The organism is Streptomyces sp. NBC_00654 (assembly GCF_026341775.1).
GTDB lineage: Bacteria > Actinomycetota > Actinomycetes > Streptomycetales > Streptomycetaceae > Streptomyces.
The window spans coordinates 3,856,676-3,880,849 of sequence record NZ_JAPEOB010000001.1; the positions used below are offsets into that span (position 1 = coordinate 3,856,676).

Consider the following 24,174-nt stretch of genomic DNA (forward strand, 5'->3'; position numbering starts at 1 on the left):
ACCCCGGCTCCGTCAGGACGCCCGCGCACATTCCATTTCATGCAAGGGAGATACGTATCATGACCTCTCCGATCCTTGACTGCGCTCCGTTCAGGGAGCAGCTGCTCGGTATCGCCTCGGCGCTCCCGGAGGTTCCGCGCGCGGATCTGTACGCCTTTCTGGATACCGCGAGGCAGCTGTCGGGGAGCCTGCCGGAGGAACTGTCCAAGGGGCTGGACCAGTTCAACGCCCATGGCAACCATGACGGCTATCTGCTTCTGACGGGCCTGCCCGTCGAGCCGGAAGCGGAGCTGCCTCCCACTCCCACGTCCACCCCCACGCCGGAGGATCGCCGGCTGTTGAACATGGAGGCGATGCTCGCCCTCGTCGGGGGACGGCTGGGGCTGCTCACCGGCTACGACCAGGGATACGGGAACCGCCGTTCCCGCTCGGTCCTCCACGAGCTGTACCCGACGCCCGATGCCCATCCCCTGTCGGGAGGGACCACCGAGACCCAGCTGGAGTTCCACTCGGACCTGAACCATCACGCCCTCCAGCCGAACTACATCATCCTCTCCTGCTCGCGCGCCGACCACGAGCGCAGGGCGGCGACCGTCATCAGCTCGATCCGCAGGGCCCTGCCGCGGCTCACTGACGCGGAGAAGAACCAGCTGTTCGACCGTGAGCTGCCCCGTCCCGTCGGAGTGACCTTCCGCGACCATGTCGAGGACCCGGAACTCACCGCCGTCGTCAGGCCGTTGCACGGGGACGTGAACGATCCGTACCTCGGCTACGACCGGTCGATCCTCACGGCCGAGGAGCCGGCCGACAAGGCAGCCCTCGACGCCCTGTCCCAGGCTCTGGACGACGTGGCCGAAGAGGTGCAGCTCGTCCCGGGCGCCCTGCTGATCATCGACAACTTCCGCACCGCGCATGCGCGCAGGCCGTTCACCGCGCGTTGGGACGGCAAGGACCGGTGGCTTCATCGGGCCTACATCCGCACCGACCGGGACGGTCAGCTGTCGGGTGGTGAACGCGCGGGAGACGTCGTCGACTTCGTGCCCCGCCGGTAGCCGCACATCCACTGGGGTCTCCCCGAACCGGACGGCACCGGCCGTGCAGTCATCGCATTCCGCTCGCAACCCGGGAGCCGCCGCGTTCACCGTGCGGACCCGCACCGGACAGCGTGCGGACACAGAGAGAACGAGGTGGGGACAGTGACCGCAGGCGGCTTCTCGCAAAGAGGGCTGGCCCGAGTCCGAGAGGTGCTCGAACGCCATGTCGAGGTCGGTCACGGCCCGGGGGCGGTCGCGGTGCTCGCCCGCCACGGTGAGGTCCACATCGAGGCAGCGGGCACGCTCGCCTTCGAGGGTGCGGGGTCGCGGACACCGATGGCGGCCGACACGGTCTTCCGCATCGCGTCGATGACGAAGCCGGTCATCGCGGCCTGCGCGATGACGCTCGTCGAGGACCGCGTGCTCCGCCTCGACGACCCGGTCGACACACTCCTCCCGGAGCTGGCGGGCATGACCGTGCTCGCCGATCCGAACGGGCCGCTGAACGACACCGTCCCGGCGGACCGCCCGATCACTCTCAGGGATCTGCTCACCTGCCGCCTCGGTACCGGCACGATCATCGCCGAGCCGGGAACGGTGCCCATCGCCGACGCGCTGGATGCGCTCGAACGCGGGCGGAGCACGGGCGAGCCCGGACCGTCGCCGGACGAGTGGATCCGCAGGCTCGGCGCGCTGCCGCTCGTCTGTCAGCCGGGTAAGCGCTTCATCTACAACACCGGACCCCTCGTCACCGGCGTGCTCATCGCCCGCGCCACCGGAAAGTCCCTTGAGGACGTCGTGCGCGAACGGATCTGCGAGCCGCTCGGAATGAAGGACACCGGCTTCCGCGTGGGCCGCGAGAACGCCGGAAGGCTGGCGACCGCGTACGAACCCGACGAAGCCACCGGCGAACTCGTGGTCGAGGACGGCCCCGACGGACGCTGGCGGCGGCCGCCGACGTTCAAGGCACCTGCCAGCGGGCTGGTCTCGACCCCGGAGGAATTCCTCACCTTCGCCTCGGCGCTGCTCCACGGCGAGCGGATCCTGTCGAGGCCGTCGGTGGCGCTCATGACGAGTGATCACCTCACGCCGGAGCAGAAGGCGGTCTCCAGCTTCACGCCGGAGCGGTTCTTCAAGGAGTACGGCTGGGGCTTCGGGATGTCGGTCCGCACCCGGCGCGCACGCTTCGGACCGTCCGCCGGCAGTTACGGATGGTACGGAAAATACGGCAGTTACTGGATCAACGACCCTGCCGAGGACATGACGGCGGTGCTCATTCTCCAGAGGACGGAGTGGGAGCGTCTGCCGGTCTACCTCGGATTTCTGACGGCTGCCTACAAGGCGATCGCCGACTGACCGCGGTGCCGGAACGCCGGGCCGCTGTCTCGTCCTTCTCCGTGTCGCAGACCGAATGCCAGGCACCCATAACGGAAAGGGAAAACCTATGTCCGAGTATGTCCTGGTCTTTGTCCTGTAATGCGCGGCATCATCTTGGCGGGAGGCACCGGATCTCGGCTGTGGCCGGTCACCCATTCCGTCTCCAAGCAACTTCTGCCGGTGTTCGATAAACCCATGGTCTACTATCCGCTGACCACGCTCATCATGGCGGGAATGAGGGAGATCCTGCTTGTCGCCACCCCTTACGACCTCCCCGGCTTCCAGCGGCTGCTCGGTGACGGATCCCATCTCGGCATACAGCTGGACTATATGGTGCAGGAAGAGCCGAAAGGAATCGCTCAGGGGCTTCTGCTCGGTGCGGATTTCCTTGAGGACGAACCGGTCGCACTCATCCTCGGCGACAACATATTTCACGGCGGGAGCCTGGAGAACGGGCTGTGCGAGCACACCGATCCGGAGGGCGGCCGGATCTTCGCCTACCCCGTTGCTGACCCGACGGCGTACGGGGTCGTCGAATTCGATGAGAAAGGAATGGCGGTCTCGATCGAGGAGAAACCGCTCGTACCGAAATCCAGATACGCGGTGCCCGGACTCTATTTCTACGACCACAAGGCGGTGAAGTTCGCTCGCGACCTCGTACCGAGCGATCGCGGTGAGCTTGAGATCAGTGCCATCAACAGCGCCTACCTGCGCGAGGGCGAACTGACGGTGACCGTCCTGGACCGGGGTACGGCGTGGCTGGACACCGGGACGTTCTCCGCCATGGTGCAGGCGTCGGAATACGTGCGGGTGATCGAGGAACGCCAGGGACTGAAGATCGGCTGCGTGGAGGAGGCGGCCTGGCGCCGCGGCCTCATCGGGGACGGGGAACTGCGCGAGTTGAGCCGTCCGCTGCTGCACAGCGGATACGGCCGCTACCTGCTCGGCCTGCTCGACGATCCGTCCGGGGAGGAGGAGTGCCGTGTGAAGTGACCCGTCGGTGACCGGACAGGGCCCGGCACCACGAACTGGGTCCGATCGCGGCCGTGGAGTTCTTCCGCGACCGCCGCGGGCAGGGACGCCGGCCGTGCGTCCGCCGATGCGTCGGTCCGTCCCAGCCATAGGTGTCGGAGTGAGGAAGGAGTCGGTACATGGTGAGGCCGTTGTTACTGAGGGACCCGAACCTGAGGCGGTTCATCCTCGCGCGGTCGTTCTCCCGGGCCGGTGACGCGGTGTTCCCCATCGGGCTCACGGCGGTCATGGTCGAGCAGGACTTCAGCACCTCGGCCGTGGGCCTGGTGCTCGGCGCCTCCATGGTCCCGGTCGTGGCGCTGATGCTCGTCGGCGGAGTGCTGCTGGATCACTTCCAGCCCCGATCTCCCATGGTGATCGCGGACTTGACGAGGTTCGCTCTGCAGGCCGTCCTCGCCCTGCTCTTCCTCACCGGAAGACCGGCACTGTGGCAGATCCTGGTGATCGTCCTCTGTACGGGAGTGGCCCAGGCGCTCTTTCAGCCCGGAGCGGGAAGTCTGCTGAAACAGGTGGTTCAGGGGGACACCCAGCCGGCCAACGCCGCCCTGCGGGCGGCGGAGTCCGTCGTCTCCCTGGCGGCGCCCGCGGGGGCCGGATTCGTCATCATGGCCGCCTCGGCCTCCGTGGTGATCGCGCTCGACGCACTCTCGTTCGCGGCCAGCGCCGTGCTGCTGTGGCGCATTCGCCTGGCGGCCGTCCGGAGGCCGGTGGGACGGCCCGACGTACGACGCGAACTGAAGATCGGCTGGCACGAGTTCGCGGGACGTCCGTGGCTGTGGTCGACCGTGGGTGTTTTCGCGCTGTTCGGCCTGCTGGTATTCGGTCCGTTCGACGTGCTCAAAGCAGTTCTGCTGATTGAGAGATTCGGGGCGGGCACTTATGGTTTGCTGATCTCGACCTTCAGTCTCGGGGCCATTGCCGGCGGAGTGATCGCCTGGTGGTCCAAGCCGGCCAGGCCGCTGAAGGTCGGTGTACTGAGCCTGATGGCTTTCGCACCACTGCCCGCGGGAATCGCCTTCGGGGCGCCCCTGTCCCTGCTGGCTCTCTTCTTCTTCATGGGCGGTACGGCGAACGCCTTCTGGGCCGTGATGTGGGCGACCACCGTCCAGTCCCACTCCCCGCCGCATGTGCTCAGCCGCATCCACTCCTACGAGGTCCTCGGCTCGATGGGGCTGGTGCCGGCGGGACGTGCCCTGGCCGGTCCCGTCGCGGCGGGAATCGGCGCCTCGGCCGTACTGCTGACTTCAACCGCCGTCCTCCTGCTGGGAGGCCTGGCGCTCCTGCTCGTACCCGCCGTTGTCCGCCTGCGTCGGCTCGCACCCGCCGAACCGGTCACCAGCGGCACAGAACCGTCCGTTGATTCCCACCGACTCTAGGGGTTCCGTGTATCCGCAGACACGTCGCACGCTCACCGACAAAGAATTCGCCGACATCAAGCACACCGTGTCGATCCGGTCCAAGTCACGGGCCCGGATGCGTACCGATCTCTCCTATGCCTCCGAGGTGCCGCGCGAGGTCAGCCTCCAGCTCACCTACCGCTGCAACCTGCGGTGCACCCACTGCTACCAGTGGAACGACCAGGGCTTCTTCCGTGACTGGGACGTCGCCAAGCAGCGGACGGAGCTGGACACCGGTGTCGTCGAGGATGTGCTCTCGGCGACGGCGCAGGTCCGGGGAAAGCTGTTCCTGTGGGGCGGCGAACCGCTGATGCACAGCCGGTTCGACGAGGTGTCCCGGCTCGTCGAGCGCTACCCGCGAACGGTCAACATGTGCACCAACGGCCTGCTCTTCGAGCGCAAGATGGACGACCTGCTGAGGATCGGCCGCCATCTGAACCTCCTGGTCAGTCTGGACGGGCTGGGAGCCGACCACGAAACGCTGCGGGGCAAGGGCACGTTCGGGCGGACCGTGCGCAACATCCAGGCGATGCTCGACCTGAAGCGCAAGGGCGAGTTCCAGGGCGAGGTGTCCGTCTCCTGCATGGTGTCCGAGGCCACCGTGGACCGCATGTACGAGTTCATGGAGTGGGCCGAGGAGGTCGGCGTCAACACCGTCTACTTCCAGTTCCCCTGGTACATCAGCCCGGAAGTGGCGCACTCCATGGACGAGGTGTACGCCGAGCACTTCGCCTGGCTGGAGCCCGACACCGGAACCGCGCAGCCGACCTGGCACTCGTACACCTACCGGCTGCCCGAAGAACTGCTTCCGGTGCTGCGGGACTCGATGACGCGGCTCGCGGACCGGGTGTGGGGGCCACGTGTCCGCTACCAGCCGCAGCTGGAGGAGAGCGAGGTCGAGTCGTTCATCCGGGGTACCTCGCAGCCGGCTCAGCAGCGCAAGCGCTGCCTGGCCGTCACCAACCGCATGGAGGTCCATGCCGACGGAAACGTCAGCTCCTGCAAGTTCTTTCCGGAGTTCGTGGTCGGGAATCTGTATGACACCCCCGTGATCGAGCTCTGGCAGAGCGAAAAATTCCGGCGGGTCCGTTCGATCCTCGCCGAGACCGGCATGATGCCGGTGTGCTCGAAGTGCATTCTCCTCTATCTGAACGGGGTGTGAACCATGGTGCCGGAATCCGACATCGAAACGCGCGTCAAGAAGGTCCTCGTCGATATCTTCAAGGGAAAATTCGAGGCCCACGAGATATCCATTGAAGCGGACATCGTCCAGGACCTGGGGCTCGACTCCCTGCAGGCCATCGAATTCCTGCTGAGGGTCGAGGAGGAGTTCGACATCGAGTTGGAGTACGAGAGCCTCAGCCTCCAGACACTTCGCTCGGTCCGGCAGTTCAGCGCCGAGACCGTCCAGCCGCTGGCCGGCGGCGAAGAAGGAGCCGAGCCCCGGGAAGCGCGGACGTGACCACCGCTGTCCACTTCGGCACTTTCGGGGCCGAAGGGCACTGGCGCCCGCCCGACCTGGCGGAGCTCCCCCGGCTGGCGTCCTCGGGGGCGGACCCCGTGATCGGCAGCATGGACGAGATGCTCTTCGGCTTCACCGGGCCAGGCGACCTTCTGATCACCCGGAGAGCGCTCACCGCACCCCACCGGGAGGCGATGGCGAAGGCAGGCTTCGACTTCGAGCACCGCTGCGCGCAACCCCCGGTGGCGGACGGCGGGACGGCCGTCGCGGAGGAGCCCGCCGTCGAGGAGCTGCTCGCGCGTGACCAGGAGCTGGTGGGGGCCATGGCCGGGCACGAGCGCGTCCGCCCCTTCGCGGTGCTGCCCGCCACGCGGCGACTGCTGACCGGGGCAGGGCGGCCGTCCGCCGTGCCGCCCGCGGAGACCGTGGCCCGGGTCAACGGCAAAGCGTGGTCGACGGCGCTGGCCCAACGCCTCGGGCTCCCCGGGGCGGGCCGGACCGTGCGCTCCGCGCAGGAACTGGAGGCCGCGCTCACCCGCACACTGGCCGGCGGAGAGCGCGTAGCCCTGGTCAAGGACGCCTACGGGGTCGCCGGTCAGGGCACCGTGGAGGTCATGACGCCCCGGGCGGGTGCCCGACTGGTCAGACACGTCCGGCGTCAGGAGGAGCGCGGGCTGCGGGTCACGTTCGTGGTCCAGCCGCGCCATGCCCGGCGTGCGGACTTCTCCGGCCACCTGGAGATCGGATGCGACGGCACCTGGGAGCACTTCGGTCTGCGGAGCATGACCAACGACGGCTACCGCCACCACGCCTCGGGGCCGCCGACGCCCGAGGTGACGCGCCGCGCCCGGCGCGGGGACTACACCGCGGTTCTGGACGAAGTGGCCCGGGCCCTGGTGGCGGAGGGCTACTCCGGCCCCGTCGGTGTCGACTCGATGCTGGTGGAGGGCGACACCTGGGTCCCGCTCCTGGAAGTCAACGCCCGGAGCTCGCTGGGCCTGCTCAGTCTGCACCTCGACCGGCGGGCGGCCCGCCACGGACTGAACGGCCACCTGTGGCAGAGCGATGTCGCCGTGGAGCCGGGAGCAGGCATCGACGGACTGCTGCGCGCGCTCTCGGAGGACGGGCTGCTCTACACGCGAGGACCGCGGCCAGGTGTGCTGCCGCTCGTCGGCGGATCGCTCCGCACCTCGTCCGGGCGCCTGTTCTGCGCCGCCTTCTGCGCTCCGGAGGAGTTCCCGCGGCTCCGGGAACGTACCCGGGCCAGTGCCGGGCGCGCGGGGATCCATGTGAAGCGAGGAGGTGTCCCGGTATGAGCCTGGCCATCGGGCTGATCGGGGCGACCGGGATAGCCGAGCGCACCATGATCCGCCCCAGTCGGGAGTACGACGACGTCAGCGTACGGGCGGTGGCCGCTTCCGCTCCCGACCGCGCCGGGGAATACGCCCGCCGCCACGCGATCCCGCACGTCCACGCGTGCTACGAGGACCTGATCGACGATCCCGCGGTCGATCTGGTCTACATCTCCCTGCACACCGCGGGACACGCGCGATGGGCGGAGCGTGCGGCGCGGGCGGGCAAGCACGTGGTCGTCGAGAAGCCCCTGTGCCTGACGCGGCAGGAGCTCTCGGCGATCGGCGCCGCGCAGCGGCACGGGGGCGGCCATGTGCTGGAGGCGTTGCCCACGCTCGGACACCCCTGGCACCGGACGGTGCGCGAATGGCTGCGGTCCGGCACGTTCGGTGAACTCGTCGATGTGCGCAGCCGGTTCGACTTCGCGGTGCAGCCGGGGCCGGGCTACCGCTGGCGGCCCGACCTCGGCGGGGGGTGCTTCTACGATTCCGCGGGGTACTGGCTTCAGGCACTCCAGGACACGGTGGGCATCACCGACGCCCGAGGGACGGGGCACTCCGACTTCGACGGCTTCGGGGGAGTGGACCGCCGCTTCTCCGCGGCCCTGGCGCTGCCCAGCGGCCGGCGCGCCACGCTGGAGTGTTCCTTCGGCACGAGCCGTACCACCGAGCACATGTACGTGTTCCGTGAGGGTACCGTCCGGATCCGAGGCGTCCTGCTGCCCGTCGCCGGGGCTGTCTCCCTGAACATCACGGTAGTGGCCCGTGACGGCAGCAGAACAGTGACCAGAACCCCCGCGGTGTCCTACTACACGCAGCAGTTCGCACGCATTCGTGCGCTGTTGCGGCAGGAGGGAACGCACTGGGGCGCCGAACTCGGTGCCGCCGAACCGCGTATCGCGCTCATGGACCGGATCCATGAGGCAGCACGACGACAGATGTCCGGGTCCGTCACGGAGGAGCGAAATTGAACACGTCCCACGAGAAGTCCGTCGAGACGGCCGCCGCCGTCCTGGGAGAACTCGGAGTTCGGGGCAGGGAGTCGGCCCGGTACACGCCGCTGACGGGCGGAACGTACAACACGGTCCTGCGAGTATCCCTGGACCGGGGCCGCGACTGGGTGCTGAAACTCCCACCGCGGTCGACAGCGGGTCTGGCCTACGAGCGCGGGCTGCTGACCGGCGAGATCACCTTCTACGAGTCCGCCGCGACCGTGGACAGCGACGGCATCGTGCCCCGGGTGGTCCACAGCGATACCGGCTCCACCACGGGAACCGGCCCCTACCTGATCATGACAGCCTGCCCCGGTACTCCCTGGCACGAGGTCGCCGGCTCTCTGGAGGAGAGCGAACAGGCCGGGCTGCGGGAGGAGCTGGGGCGGCTGGTGGCCCGCCTGCACACCGTCACGGGGCCCGGATTCGGCTACCCCGCGCAGCCGCTGGGGCCGTTGGCGCCCACGTGGCGGGAGGCGTTCACCGCGATGACCGGTGCCGTGCTGGACGACGCGGAGCGTTACGCCGCGCGGCTCCCGCGTTCCACCGCGGCGATCCGGGAGGTGTTCGCCGCCGCGTCCGGCGTACTGGACGACGTCACCCGGCCCGCGTTGGTCCACTTCGACCTGTGGCAGGGAAACAGGCTGCTCTCCGGGCCGCCCGGCGCCGTCCGGCTGAGCGGGCTGATCGACGGCGAGCGGATGTTCTGGGGCGACCCGGTGGCCGACTTCGTCTCGCTGGCGCTCTTCGCCGACATCGAGCAGGACAAGGAGTTCCTCGTCGGCTACGCCGGCGCCGGCGGGGACAGCGTCTTCGACGATTCGGTACGCCTGCGTCTCGCGCTCTACCGGGCGTACCTCTACTTGATCATGCTGGTGGAGGTGGAACCCCGGGACGCCGCGCCCGCCGACCGGGAGTGGGCGTGGAGCCATGTGGCCCCCCAGCTCGTATCGGCCCTGGAGGACGTGGAATCGGCACCGCGCGGCGGTCGCCGGTGATCGCGGTACTCACTTCGGGGGTCGCCCTGGGCGTGCACGTACCGGGGCTGCTGCTCGCGTCCCGGCTGCGGGAGCGAGGCGTACCCGCCGTGGTCGAGGTGCTGGAGCGGCTGCTTCCCCCCGACCGGCTCGCGGCCGTGACCGCCTCGCGCGAGGTGTTCCACCGTGATTTCCGCGTGGCGCGGGCGGGGCAGCGGATCGCCTCCGACCCGGCGGCGGCGATCGATGCCGGAGCACGTGAGGAATTGCTGCGCCGCTGGGAGGCGAGCGGAGTGCGCACCGTGGTCGTCCTCTCCGGATTCTGGCTGAACCTCGTCCGGCACTTCACGGAACGGACCGGCCGGCCGCTGCGCGTGATCCTCTGCCATGTCGACTCGGTCCCCTCGCCGTCCTTCCGGAAGGCGGGAGCCCCTCTCCCGGGTACCGAGGAGGTCTGGCTGGCCTCGCGGGCGGACACCGCACTGCCCTGGACGATCCCGGTCACCGCGGAGCCGCCGCTCGACTGGGGCCGGCGTGAACCCCGCCTCCTGGTGCACGGGGGCGGGTGGGGCATGGGAACCTACCGTGACCGGGCCGCCGAACTCGCCTCCGCAGGGCATGACATCGACCTGGTCGTGCATGCCGCCGAGGAGGCGGATCCCCTCAGCGGCCGGACCCGTCACTTCGCCCTCAGTCCCACGTGGCATCCGTGGCTGGACGACGGATACCCCCCGCTCGGCCGCCTCGTGCCGGGCCGGTCGACATCGGACATCACGTACACGCGGGGCAGCGCGCATCACTCCTCCTTCGATCTGTCACGTACGGCACACGCCATGGTCAGCAAGCCCGGCGGGGGCACACTCCTGGACTCGCTGTGGTCGGCCACCCCCCTCGTACTGCTGGAACCCTCGGGCGAACACGAGTCCCACAACGCCCAGTTGTGGTGCGACCTGGGTTTCGGAGTGCGCTACGAGGACTGGCGCGCCGACGGGTTCCCCCTCCGCCCGCTGGAGGAGATGCACCGCGCCCTGCTCGGCGCCACCGAAGGTCCGCGGGACCTCGCGGCGGCTCTTTCCGGCGGAGAGGCCTCCCTGTGTTCAGAATGAAGCTGTACGAAGCCGACCGCCGCCAGACCCAGAGGGCATCGTTCACACAGGAGGAACGCCTGGTGCACGGCCGCAAGGTGAGCCAGCAGAGCAATGTGCTGGTCTTCGGCTGCTCCGTCGAGGGGGAACTCGACACCCGCCGGCTGGAAGCGGCCCTGGCCGAGCTGCAGTCGCGCCACGAGAGCGTGCGGATCGTCTTCCCCGAGGGCTCCTACGACATCGCTCTGCGCCCGGCGGACGAACTGGACTTCGCGGTCCTCTCCGCCGAGGGGGACACGCCGGAGGAGTCGTGGGAGGCCGCCCGAAGGCTCGTCGCCGAGACCGCCGCCGTCCCCTTCGACCTGGCGAGCGGTCCCCTCCTGCGTGTGCGGTGCATCCGCGTGGCACCCGCGCACCACCTCGTGGGATTCGTCCTGGACCACGTCATCGCGGACGGTGAGTCCTGCCGGATTCTCGCCGAGGACCTCTTCGCCCTCTACGCGGCGGGCGGACGCGGGGGCGCCGGCGTCGAGCTGCCCCGTCTCCCCTTTCAGTTCCTGGACTTCGCCCACTCGGAGCGCCGTTTCCTGGCCGGCCGGGAACGCGAGAAGCTGCTGAGCTACTGGCGCCGGAAACTGGACGGTGTCGCCACCGTCCCCCTTTCGAGGCTTCGTGACCCCGCGATCCAGGACGGCGCGGAGCGCCGGCTGCGGGTGGACCGGATCACCGTGGACCAGCCCTTGCACGCGGGGCTGATGCACACCGTTCGCCGGCAGCGTGTGACGCTGACCGCGGTGTGTGCGGCTGCCCTCAAAGTCACCGTACGGCACCACCGGCTCGCACTCGGCGAGAGCGACGGGACGGCGTCCGATGTCGCGATCATGGGTTCGCTGGCCAATCGGTCCCAGAGCGAAGTGCGGCGCGCCGTGGGCTACTTCGCCACGCCGTGCGTGCTGCGTACCACCTTCTCGGGTGAGGAGTCGCTCGCGGAAGTGGCGCAGAGCGAGAGCCGCACGATATTCGGCGCCCTCCGGCACCAGGAGCTGCCCCACGCCCTGATCGCCAGAGAACTCCATCCGGACGACTACGGGATCCGCTACCTCTCCGCGACGGGGCACGGACCGAGGTACGTGAACTTCGACCTCACCTCGGGCGGCTCCTCCTGGAAGCTCCAGGCCGACGGGCTGACCGTGACCACCGTGCGCATCGCTCGCGACGAGGTGCCCCGGGGCGGGATGCGGGTGCACATCCGTGACAGCGGTGGGAGCGCGCTGGTCGAACTGCGGACGGACACAGGGGAGTACCGCGCCCAGTGGGCACAGGAGTTCCTGGCGGACTACATGAGTGTCCTGCGCCGCTTCGCCGCCGACTCGGACACCCGGGTGGCCGGGGCAGTGAGCCGCTGACCGGAGGAACGGGCGCGGCGGCCACCGGCCGCCCGCTTCCTGAGCCTCCGGCAGTGGCCGGCCCCGCCGTACGGCCCGGCCGTCGCACTGTACCGAAGGGCTCCCCGCCCCCCGTCAGTTCCTCGCCGCGCCATCAGGGTGAGGCGTGTGCAAGGCCTTTGGGGGAACTTCACACCCAACCCCGCTCCCGTGCCCTCACTCCGGCCTGAAACCGCGTTCCCGCATCCAGCCTCCGCATCAACGCCGCCACCCGACGCGTCGCTGTACGCACACTCACCCCCAACTGCCGGGCGATCGCTTTGTCCTTGCATCCGGCGTGCAGCAACCGCAGCAGCATCAGTTCCTCCTGGCTGGGTCCCTCCACCGAATCCGGCCTCTCGGAGAGCAGCGGCTCGGCCTGCTCCCAGTAGGCCTCGAACAGCTCCATCAGCCCGTCCAGCAGACCTGACGGATGCACCAGCACGATGGAGTCCTGGCTTCCCCCCGTCAGCGGCACCACCGCGACCCGCCGGTCCACGATCCGGGCCTTGAAGGGAAGATGCGGCAGCAACCGTGACCGCTCCCCGAGCGCCGCCAGCTCCAGAAGCGTCTCCAGCCGTCCGGGCGGCTCGATCGACTCCAGGCAGTACACGCCTCGGATGTCCACCCCACGCTCCGCCCACTCCCGAGTCGTCGCCGTCTCCCGCTCATGGAAATGCGGCTGTCCCACCGGCTCCAGATACGGCGGCTTGTCCAGCGTCCACAGATGCGTGGTGACGGACCGGTTCAGCTCCTCGATCTTCCGTGCCGTCACCTCCCGGCCCGTCAGCACCTCCACCAAGGCCCCTGGATCCGAGCCCAGTTGCCCTGCCCGGTGCAGGCGGTGCAGATCGGCGAACTCCGTCTCCACCCCCGCGAACACCGTCTCGGCCTCCGACCGGCGCAGGTTCAGCAACGCCGACAACGCGGACCGCGGACTCACCGACTCCCACTGGCCCCTCCCCACCCGCCGCACCAGCCCCAGACCGGCGAGACGCCTCAACGCCTGTCCTGTCCGCGCCACCCCGGCCCCCGCGTGCTCCGCGAGATCACGCACCGTACTCCGCGGTCCTGACAACACCGCCCGGTACACGTCCTCGTCGAACGCGCTCACGCCCACTGCTTCCAGCACACTCAGCCTCCCTGCCACATGTGCGGGCCGTCCCCGGACAGGTAGGAGCAGTCACGTCCGGCCGACCGTCCCTTCACAGGTGGCGCGTTTGGTCACCGGACCAAAGACGCCAACAGATTATCTGGACAGCATGTGATCGCACAGCGTTCACTTCTCCCGAATCGCCTCTCAACCCCCATGTGAACGGCGGTTCATCCACCCAGCCGTCGGCCCGCACATCCGCCGGGCGAGCACTCCTGCCCGCCCACCCGGTATGTCCGGACACCTGTGAGGAACACCGTGACACCTCAGCCACGAAGAGCGTCCCGCACCCGACGCGGCGCCATCAGTGCCCTGCTCACCACTGCCCTCGCCGCCCTCAGCCTTCCGCTTGCCGCCCCCGCCGCCGCCACCGGCCGTACCACGCCTCCGGCTACCGGCACCTACCTGATCACCCTTGCCGGCCAACCCCTCGTCACCTACGACGGCAGCATCGACAGCCTCCCCGCCACCAAGCCCACCGGGGGCAGGAAACTCGACGTCACCACCACCGACGCCAAGCGCTACCGCACCCACCTGGTCGACGAACAGAAACACATGGCCAAGAAGGTCGGCGCCACCGTCCGCCAGCACTACGCCGTCACCACCAACACCTTCAGCGCCCAGCTCACCGGCCGCCAGCTTGTCCGACTGGCCGCCACCAAGGGCGTCACCGGTATCGCCCCCGACCGATTCCACCACGCCACCGACGACAAGAACTCCACCGACTTCCTCGGCCTCTCCGGCCGAAAGGGTCTGTGGGCCGCCCTCGGAGGCACCGCCAAGGCCGGCAAGGGCGTCGTCATCGGCGTCATCGACACCGGGATCTGGCCCGAGAGCGCCTCTTTCCGCGCCCCCGCACTCACGGCCCGGAAGCCCACCGGCACACCCACCAAGAAGCCCACCAAGGGCGACCCCTACCGGCCCTACCGCAACGGCACCACCACCGTCATGCACAAGGCCGACGGCACCACCTTCACCGGCACCTGCCAGACCGGCGAGAGCTTCACCGCCGCCGCCTGCAACCAGAAGATCATCAGCGCCCGTTATTTCGGAGACGCCTGGCTCCAACACGTCCCCGCATCCAACCGGGCCGGCTACCTCTCCCCCCGCGACAGCGAAGGCCACGGCACCCACACCGCGTCGACCGCGGCCGGTGACGCAGGCGTCCACGCCACCGCCGACGGCAAGGACTTCGGTACGGTTTCCGGCGTCGCCCCCGCCGCCGGCGTCGCCGTCTACAAGGCTCTCTGGCAGAGCAAGGACGGCACCCAGGACGGCGGCCTGACCAGCGATCTCGTGGCAGCCATCGACCAGGCCGTCGCCGACGGCGTGGACGTCATCAACTACTCCCTCGGCGCCGAAGTCGAGAGCGCGTACGACGACCCGTCCCAGACCGCGCTCCGCAACGCCGCCGCCGCCGGTGTCTTCGTCGCCACCGCCGGGGGCAACGCCGGCCCCGGGGCCTCCAGCCTCGACAACACCGCCCCCTGGACCACCACCGTCGCCGCCGGAACCATCGCCTCCCACACCGGCACCGTGACCCTCGGCAACGGAAAGAGCCACACCGGCATCAGCACCAGCGTGCAGAAAACCGTCGGCTCCGCACCTCTCGTCCGCGCCGCCGCCGTCAAGACCGCCGACGCCGACACCGCCGATGCCAACCTCTGTGTCACCGGCACCCTCGACCCCGCACGGACCACGGGGAAGACAGTCGTCTGCGATCGGGGCACCAACGCCCGCATCGACAAATCCGCCGAAGTCAAGCGAGCCGGCGGCATCGGCATGGTCCTGGTGAACACCCGCGACGAGAGCACCGACGGCGACCTGCACTCCATACCCACCGTCCACCTGAACGGTCCCGACGCCACCGCCGTACGCGACTACGCCGCCACGGACAACGCCACCGCCACCCTCACCCGGGGTGGCAACGGCGCCGCCTACCCGCAGGTCGCCGGCTTCTCCTCCCGCGGTCCCTCCCTCATCAGCAACGGGGACCTTCTCAAGCCCGACATCACCGCGCCCGGCGCCACCATCCTCGCCGCCGTATCGCCGCCCGGCAACGAGGGCCGCGACTTCGACTTCTACTCCGGCACCTCCATGGCAGCCCCGCACATCGCCGGGCTCGCCGCCCTCTACTTCGCCGAGCACCCCGCATGGTCGCCCATGAGCGTCAAGTCGGCCATGATGACCACCGCCTCCTCCACCAGGACCGCCGATGGCGAGAACAGCGACGACGTCTTCGCCCAGGGCGCCGGCGAGGTCGACGCCCGGGCCATGCTCCGGCCCGGACTCGTCTACGACTCCACCGAGCGGGACTGGCTCGCCTACCTGGAGGGCGTCGGCATCGACACCCGGAGCGGAACCAGGGCCATCGACCCCAGCGACCTCAACTACCCCTCCATCGCGATCGGTGAGCTCTTCGGCACCCAGACCGTCACCCGCACCGTCACCGCCACCTCGGCCGGCACCTACCGCGCCAAGGTCGACCTTCCCGGTATCAAGGCCACCGTCTCCCCGTCCGTCCTGCATTTCAGCCACCCCGGGCAGAAGCGCACCTTCACGGTCAAGCTCGACGTGACCACCGCACCCTCGGGAGTCCTCAACACCGGTTCCCTCACCTGGACCTCCGGCCGGGCCACCGTCCGCAGCCCGATAGCCGTCACCCCCCAGAGCGTCCACGCCCCTGCCGAGATCAAGGGCACCGGCACCAACGGCGAGATCACCTACTCCGTCACCCCGGCCACCACGACCCTCACGGCCACCGCCCACGGCCCGGTCTCCTCGCCCTCCACCAAGGGCACCCTGACCGGAACCGCTGAGGTCTACTACGAGGCGACCATCCCGGCCGGAACCAAGGCTTCCCAGATCTCGGTCCATTTCGACGTGGCCGCGGGCAACATCGCCGGCGTCGTCTGGGGCCCCCTGGTCGACGGTGCCCCGCAGGAACTCCAGTTCGCCGACCCCGACAGCGACGGAACATCCACCATCTCCCTGCGGCAGCCGAAGGCGGGGAAGATCTTCCTGGCCGTGGTGGCCGTCGACGAGACCAGCGGCGACAGCGTCACCCCGTACACCTACCAGGTGAACAACATCACCGCGGACAGCCCGGCCGGCGGCACGGTCACCGTCACGCCCGGCCATGCCCGTGTCACTCCCGGAACCCCGACCGACCTGACGGCCACCTGGTCCGGCGTCCCGGCGGACGCCCGGTCCACCACCTGGATCGAATACGCCAACGGCGCGGGCTCCTTCCTGACCCTCAACTGACCCCGGTACACAGCAGCGGTGGCGGTGATCCGGTGCCGCCACCGCTCGGCCATCCCCTCCGGGATCCGGATGCCCGCGGGAACGACATGCCCGCCACGGTCACGGACACCCGCCGCCACGGAAGGGCGACCGCTCGGGCCCTGCCCACCGTCCCGCCGAGCCACGGGCCCCGGCGGGACGGTGGGCAGCGCCGGGCGGTCCTTCCGAGGCTCGGCCCGTACGGCGAAGCGGAGGGGGCCCGGCCCCATTGTCACTGGCGGCGCCTAGAGTCTCTCCCACTCGTCACGGTGCGTTGCCGTCGACGGGTTTCATCAGCGTGCCGCCGGTCGGGCGGCCGTCCGGAACAACGGGAGAGCAGCGCATGGGGTGGGTTCCGGCGGGCGACTACGAAGTCGCTCTGGAGGCGGGCAAAGTGGTCTGCCGCAACGGGAAGGGCCGACGGCTGAAGTCCGTCCCGGCCAGATTGAAGGACGACCCGGCGGTCGTCGGACTCCGGCAGTTGACCGAGTGGCTGGAGCGGCACGAACGCCAGTGCCTGACCGACGTCGAGCAGTGGATGGTGCGTTCGTTGCCGGTGCCCACGGCCGTGCTCGCGCGGGTCTGGCCCGACCCGGCGTGGCAGGCGGCCCTGCGGGACGTGGTGGTCACCGGCGTGGACGGTGGGGTCGCCGGTTTCCTGCGCGATGTCGACCCCGACCGCGGTCTCGGTCTCGTCGACCTGGACGGCGACACGGTCCGGATCACCCCGGACGTCGTCAGCGTGCCCCACCCGGTCCTCCTCGACGACCTCGACGAGCTGCGTGAGTTCGCGGTCGAACTGGGGGTACGCCAGAACGTGGAGCAGTTGTTCCGCGAGGTGTGGCGCCGCCCGCCGGACCTCGTCCCGGACACCACCTCCGTGGACACCTACGCCGGCGGCGTGTTCAAGGAAGTGCGCTTCCTGCACAGCCGCGTCACCCAGCTCGGGTACCGGTCGCGCGGCGGATACGCGGTCTGCCCGGTCGTCGAGGACGGCGCCACCGCCGAGGCGCGCATCTGGATCGGCGAGCACGACGGCTACGACGAGTACGGCACCGAGACGGGCCCCCTGTGCTGGACCGAACCCGCGGGGCGCGCGCTGACGGCCGCCGAGGTCGGCCCCGTCGCGTGGTCCGAGGGCATGCGCATGGCGGCGGCGCTCTACGCCGGCCGCGACGTGGAGAACGAGGAGCGGGCGGCATGAGTACCACGACGACGAACACCGACGAGAACACGACGGCAGCGGGCACGGCGCTCCTCCCCGCCCGGGCCCGGGGCGAGAGCACCTCCACCCCCGCCGCCGAGGCCCGCGCGGCGGCCCTGCTGGACGCGGGCACGATCCTCCCGGCCGGGACCACCGACCGGGACGACGCCGACGCGCTGACCGCCCGCACCTACACGCACACCGCCCTCGGCGACCGCCCCGTGGTCCGGCTCGTGCCCGGCACGCTCGGCGAAGCCGAGGACCTGGCCCTGGAGTTCCTCGGGCTGGCCCGGACGGCCGATGCCCCCGTCGTGGGCCAGGTGCGCCGCGAGACGCTGGGCTTCCCGGCCTGGGCGCTGGTCAACGACCCGGCCAACGGACACCACGCCCTGGCCCTGGTCAAGGACATCGAGCGGCTGGGCCGGCAGGCCAGGACCCGCGCCGGAGCGGCCAAGGAGGGCTTCGACGCACTCGGCACCCGGCTCGGCCGGGCCGTGCCGCACTTCCTCCCCACCTACTACGAGCAGGTGGCACGCCTCTTCCTCCAGGCCGAGAACACCACCTATGCCGCCTCCTTCTTCGGCAAGGCCCGCGAGGCCGAGCGGGTACACGGGCTGGTCGTGGACGAGGACCGGCAGCGGGCGGTCTTCCTGGAGTTCGCCTTCGCCGGCGCACTGACCGTCAAGGCGCTGCGGCAGTACGTGCGGGACCTGGTGGCCCGGCTCGCACCGGAAGACGCGTGGGCACAGTTCCGTCGTCTGCTGGTCGAGCGCTGCGCGGCAGGCATGCCGCCGTACGCGGCTCTGCCGCAGGACGTGCGCGCGCTGGTCAAGGCCGCCGGGCTGGACCGCGAGGCCGCCGAACACGAACTGGTGGCCGATCTGATCGGTTCCCCGGGAGTCGTCCGCGCCCCCGCCTCGTTCTGGGCGGCCTACCGCTCCGCGCTCATCGCCCTCGCTCGACGGGATGCGGCCGTGCGCACCCGGCTCCTCGGCTTCTTCCCGGAGACCCTCAGCGAGAGCGGCCGGGACACGGACGACGAATCCGGCTGGCTCGCGTTGCTGGCCGAGTCCGGGGCCGAGGACCTGCTGACCGCCCTCCCGGACACCTCCGGCAACGCTCCTTCCGACGCCGCCGCCCAGTCGCTCTCCCCGGCGGACTGGCTCGCCCGCTGGGAGGCACACCGCCGGAGCAACCGGGCCACCTCGGGCCGCAGCCCGCAGACCCTCGACCTGGCCGCCCGGATGGCGGACCGGCTGCGCGCCGACGGGCGCCCCGTCGAGCTGTTCCAGGGCCGCTGGCAGCGCACCGCCGATCTGGACCTTCTCGACCTCTGCCTGGCTTCCGGCGTCCCCGTCGCCGAGCCGGACGACCAGGACACGGACACCGCGCGGTCGCCCGGTGTCATGTTCGGACCGTGGCTCGCCGACACCGCGCCCGGCGCGCGGGACCTCACCGCCGTCGCCGAACGGCCGGTCTTCCGCGCCCTTCTGCGCCGGAACATCGGCAGCCTCGGCGACGGACACGGTCAGCGGCTGGACGATGCCGGTATGGCGAAGCTGGCGGCGCACCCCGTGCTCTCCGGCATCCTGCGGGAGTGGCTGAACGCCCGCGCCGCGCAGTACACGGCCGCGCGAGGACTCCCCGGGCTGCACACCGCTCTCAACAGGCTCTCGCTGTTCCGCGCCGTGATCGCGGACGTAGCCCCGGAGGCCGTGCGACTCCTGGAGGGCCACGATGTCCTGCCGCTGCTCGCCTCCACCCTGCGTACCGGTGTCCTCGACGAACTGGGCTGGCCCGCGCTCGACGAGACCTACACCGAACTGGCCGCCGAGGCCGCCGCGCGTCAGCACCGCAACCGGTGGGAGAGCGTCGGTGTCACCGGCGCCTGGCCCGCGCTGATCCTGAACACTCTCGAACGGGCCGTCGTGGTCGGACCGGAAGGCGTGTTGCTGCAGCACACGCTGCGGCTGCCCGCCACCGTCGACCACTGGCGGACGCTCGCCCTCCGTTACGTCGACGGCGAGTTGCTGGTCATCTGGTGGGAGGACGGCAAGCAGCGCGGCTACTGGTCGCACCGCCCCGCCGAGGTGTTCACCGTCGGCGGTGAGCAGATCGCCCGCTGGGGCGGCTCCGGCCCCTCGGACGAGGTCTGCCTGCCGCTGCCCGGCGGCGGCCGCGCCACCGGCGGCAAGACCCTGCACGCGGGCGACACCTCCCTCCCGCCGCAGCGTGCCGTCATCTCCGACGGCACCGGCCACTGGCGGGAAGGCCACCAGGGCACGCAGCGGGTGTGGCTGGAATACGACCCGGTCAGCGGTACGCACGGCCGCGCGTCCCTCCCCGCCTTCCTCCGCTCCGGGGTGCAGGACGGCACCCGCCTGCTCACCGAGCACTGCCAGGTGCTGCCCCTCCAGCCCGGTCTGGAGACCACCCCCTTCGGCACGGACGGCACGGTCCTCGGCCGCTGGGTCCGCCGCACGGTCACCGAGCCCGGCACGGCCGCCCCCGCCGACGGGCACCGGATCGCCGCCGGCACCCCCGACGGTCACACGGTCGCCCTGCCGTATCCGCTGCCCGGCGGCGACTCCCCGGTGCCGCTCGGCGCCCTCACCCTGCCCGGCGGGTCGCGGCCCGTGGTGGCCCTGCACCACCGCTCCGTCGAAGCGCACCCCTCGGACACGGACGGCTCCGGTGGCAGCCTGTGGTCCGTCACCCCCGACTCCTCCGGTGGGAACGACGCGGCAGGCACCCCCTACGTGCCGCCCGTCGCCTACTGGCACGCCCTGCGCCCGAGGGACGAGCGGGGCTCCACCGCCCTGCGGAACCTGACGGACTCCCGGGCGGGGGAGCTGTTCGAGGAGGTCGCCGCCGCGGTCGCCCGGCACCTGGAGGCGTCCCGGGCCGTCAAGGAGTACACCGGGCCCTCGTGGCGGGAGCTGAGCCAGGAGGCCGTCGCCCGGGTGCTGCCCGAGGTGTCCGACGCACGGCTCCTCGCGGGCGTCACCGCGCTCGTCCGCAACGCCGTGGACCAGGCGGTCGCCGTCACCCGCTACGTGGAACCGCCCAAGCCCGCACAGTCGGCCACCCCCCGGAACACCGCGCGCACCCAGGGCATGTTCTTCGAACACGAGCCCGAGCACGGCGACGACACGACCCTGCGGAACGCCTCCGCCTGGGGCTACGAGCGCATGCACGGCAACTGGTGGGGAGGCGGGCGCCGGTGGACGGTGATCCGGAAGATCCTCGCCGTCAACCATGTCCTCGGCGGCGAGCCGGCGTTCGGCCCACCCATACCGTCCAAGGTCCCGTTCACCTCGGCGGACGGCTGGCAGCGGGACGAGTACACGGTGCCCGGCGACTTTCTGACCTGGACCTTCCTCCTCGACAAGCTGCCCGAACTGGCCTACCGGGCCGCCTCGGCGACCACCTCCCCCGAGCATCGCGCCGGGCTCCTCGTGCTGCTGGAAACCCTCGCCGCGGGCCCGCTGGCCGACCCGGCGGGCACGGTCCGGCAGGTGGTGCTCATCGAGCCGTTCGGCGGAACGGCAACCGGGCCGGGACGACCCGAAGCCGTGCACCGCCTCGGCCAGGTGCTGCGCAAGGGCGCCCGCACCGTCGTGGTCCTCGCCGACCGCGGCCGGAACTCGCCGAACGACGCGGCACAATGGCTTGCCCTGGACCACGACCCGACCGGCGCCTTCGGCCCCGTACCCGGCTTCACCCTGGACCACGAGCACGTCTACCGGCAGGGCATCGCCCGCGACCGGCTCACCCGGCTCACCGCCCTGGTACGGGAGCAGGGCCCGGCCCCCTGGCGCCCGGAGGCCGCCGAGGCGTTCCACACGGCCACCGGAATCGGCCCCCTCCAGTCGGCCGCCCTGCTGTCGGCAGCCGTCGAGGAGCCCGGCGCCGAGGCGCTCGCGCTGCTCGGGGCGAAGACACGCGCCTTCGAGGCGGCCCAGGCCGGGCTGGACGCCCTGCCCCATGACGACCGGCATGCCCTGCTCCGAGCACTGCTGCCCGCGGACCCGGCCGAGCTGTGGTCCACGGGCCCCGACGTCCGGGCCGCCGCCGAGGTCTGGCAGGAGCGCCTGGCCTCCCTCGTCCGCGTCCCCGAGGAACTGGACCTCGACCTGTCGGGCACCACCTCGGGCGCCGTCGACCTGGTCCTCAACGCGGGCTCCCGGACCTGGCTCGCCCACGGCACCGATGTCCAGGACGGCACCGGCCGCCCGGGCCTGCGCCGGGTGGGCGCACGCGGTGCGGTCTCCTCCGCCCTGACCGCCCTGCGCACCCTCGCCTACGCACTGCCGTACGGGCACCCCCTGCGGGCGCACCTGCCCGCAGGGCTCGCGGCCCTGCGTGGCCGCCTCGCCGACCCGGACCTGGTGCTGGACCTCGGCCTGGAGTGGACCGAGGCGGGGGGTTCGATCGGCCCCGTGGTCCGAGCAGCCCACGGGCTCCCCGAGTCCGGCGGCGCCGGCGCCGACGGCCTGGTCCGGGCCGGCACGGCGCTGCTCCTCGCCCCCGGCTACGGCAGCAACGAGAAGCTGCTGATACGCCCGGCCTGCCTGGCAGGCCCCGACGACCCGGCGTTCGGTCTCGTCGAGGGCACCGTCGGCCGTCACAGCACCGGAGATCTGCTCGCCCTGCGCACACTGCTGGGAGAGGAGACCGGCGCGTTGGTCTCGGCGGGTGCCCCCGACGGCTCCCCGCACCACCCGGCCCAGGACCCGGCGCGTGCGGTGCCGGACCTGGTGGCCGAGGCGGTCGACGCCCTCGGCCTGAGCGCGGACGCCGCCGCCCTCTACCTGATGCTGCTCGCCCTGCCCGACCCGACGGACCGCAACTGCGTCCGCTGGACCGAGTGGAAGCCGGCGCGGGTCAAGAAGGCCCGGGCGGAACTCGCCGCCACCGGCCTCGTCGTGGAGGCGAAGCGCTCCCGCGCCGGCCGGACCCTGTTCCTCCCCTGCGGCTGGCTCGAACGCGGCGCCCCCGGACTGCCGCTGGAGACCTGGAAGGAAGGTCTGTACCCGGTGGCCGGGTCCACCCGGACCCTGCCCCTCCTCCCCGTGCCCGCGCTGTTCGCAGCCGCCTGGACACGGGTCCGCGGCGGCGACGCCCCCGCCTTCGAAGAACTGGACACCCGCGCAACCCGGAAGGGCCGCCGCCGATGACGAACGACACCACGACCACCATGGACAGCACCACCACGGGCGGCGTCCCGGACCGGGCGACGGCGCCCGGCCGGGAGCACCGCCAGGTCACACCGCCCGAGGACCGGTACGCCACCGAGCTGGCCTTCCTCGCCGCCCACGACTCCGGGCCCCGCCCACCCGGCTGGCTGCTCACCCCGCGCGCCGTCGTCACCTTTGTGATGGGCAGCGCGGGCGAGTCACTGGGCCTGCCGAAGGGCGCCCGGCCCGGAGCCGGGGTGCCGCGCCGCCTGGTGATCGAGCAGAAGTTCGTCGGCGAGCGCGCCCTGGTCGAACGGTGCGTGATCACCCTTGCCGGTGAGCGCGGACTCCTCCTCGTGGGCGAACCCGGCACCGCCAAGTCCATGCTCTCCGAGCTGCTGTCGGCGGCCGTCTGCGGGACCAGCTCGCTCACCGTGCAGGGCACCGCGGGCACCACCGAGGACCAGCTCAAGTACGGCTGGAACTACGCGCTGCTGCTCGCCCAGGGTCCCACCGAGCAGGCCCTGGTGCCCTCCCCGGTACTCGCCGCGATGACCCGGGGTGCCGTCGCCCGCGTCGAGGAGGTCACCCGCTGCCTGCCGGAGGTCCAGGACGCCCTCGTGTCACTGCTCTCCGAGCGGCGGATCGCGGTCCCCGAACTCGCGGGCGGCGAGGGCGCCCAGGTGCACGCGGCCCCCGGGTTCACCCTCATCGCCACCGCCAACCTGCGGGACAAGGGCGTCTCGGAGATGTCCGCCGCGCTGAAGCGGCGCTTCAACTTCGAGACCGTGGGCCCCATCGGGGACGTGGACGCCGAGACCGCGCTCGTCCGGCGCCAGTCGCGGGCGGCCGTCGAACGCGTGGGCGCCGCCTACCAGGTGGACGACGCGGTCCTCGAAACCCTGGTCACCGCCTTCCGGGACCTGCGCGAAGGCCGCTCCGCGGAGGGCTGGGAGGTCGAGCGCCCCTCCACGGTGATGAGCACGGCGGAGGCGGTCTCCGTCGCGGGCTCCCTGGGCCTGTCCGCCGCCTACTTCCCCGGTGACCGGGACGTGCTCTCCCTCCTGCCCGGCCATCTGCTCGGCGTCGTCCGGAAGGACGACCCCGCCGACGCGGCACGGCTGCTCGGGTACTGGGACGGGCCGGTGCGCAGGCGCGCGGAGCAGGGGTCGGCCACCTGGCGTGCCCTGTGGGACCTGCGCTCGGTGCTGGAGAACTGA

16 protein-coding genes are annotated in these 24,174 nt (G+C 71.0%); 15 read left to right on the top strand and 1 reads right to left on the bottom strand.

Features of this window, described 5'->3' with window-relative positions:
• Positions 1-59 precede the first annotated feature (59 nt).
• The 11 genes from cs1 to OHA98_RS16630 all read left to right on the top strand — a co-directional run bounded on the left by cs1 (position 60) and on the right by OHA98_RS16630 (position 12,114).
• Positions 60-1,052, top strand: coding sequence for a clavaminate synthase Cs1 (gene cs1, locus OHA98_RS16580; RefSeq protein WP_266926531.1), 993 nt, complete (start codon positions 60-62; stop codon positions 1,050-1,052).
• A gap of 192 nt (positions 1,053-1,244) precedes the next feature.
• Positions 1,245-2,390, top strand: coding sequence for a serine hydrolase (locus tag OHA98_RS16585; protein WP_266926532.1), 1,146 nt, complete (start codon positions 1,245-1,247; stop codon positions 2,388-2,390).
• A 120-nt stretch (positions 2,391-2,510) separates the two neighbouring features.
• Positions 2,511-3,404, top strand: a complete 894-nt coding sequence (gene rfbA, locus OHA98_RS16590; protein ID WP_266926534.1) for a glucose-1-phosphate thymidylyltransferase RfbA — start codon at positions 2,511-2,513, stop codon at positions 3,402-3,404.
• A 158-nt stretch (positions 3,405-3,562) separates the two neighbouring features.
• Positions 3,563-4,819: an MFS transporter gene (locus OHA98_RS16595; RefSeq protein WP_266926535.1), complete on the top strand. Its 1,257-nt coding sequence runs from the start codon at positions 3,563-3,565 to the stop codon at positions 4,817-4,819.
• Positions 4,820-4,826: 7 nt separating this feature from the next.
• Positions 4,827-6,002, top strand: coding sequence for a radical SAM protein (locus tag OHA98_RS16600; RefSeq protein ID WP_266926536.1), 1,176 nt, complete (start codon positions 4,827-4,829; stop codon positions 6,000-6,002).
• A 3-nt stretch (positions 6,003-6,005) separates the two neighbouring features.
• Complete coding sequence (locus OHA98_RS16605; RefSeq protein ID WP_266926538.1) at positions 6,006-6,302, top strand: acyl carrier protein; 297 nt, start codon at positions 6,006-6,008, stop codon at positions 6,300-6,302.
• Positions 6,299-7,618, top strand: a complete 1,320-nt coding sequence (locus OHA98_RS16610; RefSeq protein WP_266926539.1) for a hypothetical protein — start codon at positions 6,299-6,301, stop codon at positions 7,616-7,618. Before OHA98_RS16605 ends, OHA98_RS16610 begins: the two co-directional genes overlap by 4 nt.
• Positions 7,615-8,625, top strand: a complete 1,011-nt coding sequence (locus OHA98_RS16615) for a Gfo/Idh/MocA family protein (RefSeq protein WP_266926541.1) — start codon at positions 7,615-7,617, stop codon at positions 8,623-8,625. The genes OHA98_RS16610 and OHA98_RS16615 overlap by 4 nt, the downstream gene beginning before the upstream one ends.
• 41 nt (positions 8,626-8,666) lie before the next feature.
• A complete protein-coding gene (locus OHA98_RS16620) occupies positions 8,667-9,644 on the top strand; it encodes a phosphotransferase family protein (protein WP_266927932.1) in 978 nt (325 codons plus the stop codon).
• Positions 9,641-10,729: a hypothetical protein gene (locus OHA98_RS16625; RefSeq protein WP_266926543.1), complete on the top strand. Its 1,089-nt coding sequence runs from the start codon at positions 9,641-9,643 to the stop codon at positions 10,727-10,729. The genes OHA98_RS16620 and OHA98_RS16625 overlap by 4 nt, the downstream gene beginning before the upstream one ends.
• Positions 10,726-12,114, top strand: coding sequence for a condensation domain-containing protein (locus OHA98_RS16630; RefSeq protein ID WP_266926563.1), 1,389 nt, complete (start codon positions 10,726-10,728; stop codon positions 12,112-12,114). The genes OHA98_RS16625 and OHA98_RS16630 overlap by 4 nt, the downstream gene beginning before the upstream one ends.
• Positions 12,115-12,283: 169 nt before the next feature.
• Here OHA98_RS16630 and OHA98_RS16635 read toward each other — a convergent pair whose 3' ends face one another.
• Complete coding sequence (locus OHA98_RS16635; RefSeq protein ID WP_266926564.1) at positions 12,284-13,264, bottom strand: LuxR C-terminal-related transcriptional regulator; 981 nt, start codon at positions 13,262-13,264, stop codon at positions 12,284-12,286.
• A 279-nt stretch (positions 13,265-13,543) separates the two neighbouring features.
• Here OHA98_RS16635 and OHA98_RS16640 point away from each other — a divergent pair, with 279 nt between their 5' ends.
• The 4 genes from OHA98_RS16640 to OHA98_RS16655 all read left to right on the top strand — a co-directional run bounded on the left by OHA98_RS16640 (position 13,544) and on the right by OHA98_RS16655 (position 24,174).
• Positions 13,544-16,552, top strand: a complete 3,009-nt coding sequence (locus OHA98_RS16640) for a S8 family serine peptidase (RefSeq protein ID WP_266926565.1) — start codon at positions 13,544-13,546, stop codon at positions 16,550-16,552.
• Positions 16,553-16,913: 361 nt separating this feature from the next.
• A complete protein-coding gene (locus OHA98_RS16645) occupies positions 16,914-17,774 on the top strand; it encodes a DUF4132 domain-containing protein (protein ID WP_266926566.1) in 861 nt (286 codons plus the stop codon).
• The gene (locus OHA98_RS16650; protein WP_266926567.1) at positions 17,771-22,954 is read left to right on the top strand and encodes a hypothetical protein; all 5,184 of its coding nucleotides are present in this window, start codon (positions 17,771-17,773) and stop codon (positions 22,952-22,954) included. The genes OHA98_RS16645 and OHA98_RS16650 overlap by 4 nt, the downstream gene beginning before the upstream one ends.
• Positions 22,951-24,174, top strand: coding sequence for an AAA family ATPase (locus tag OHA98_RS16655; protein ID WP_266926568.1), 1,224 nt, complete (start codon positions 22,951-22,953; stop codon positions 24,172-24,174). Before OHA98_RS16650 ends, OHA98_RS16655 begins: the two co-directional genes overlap by 4 nt.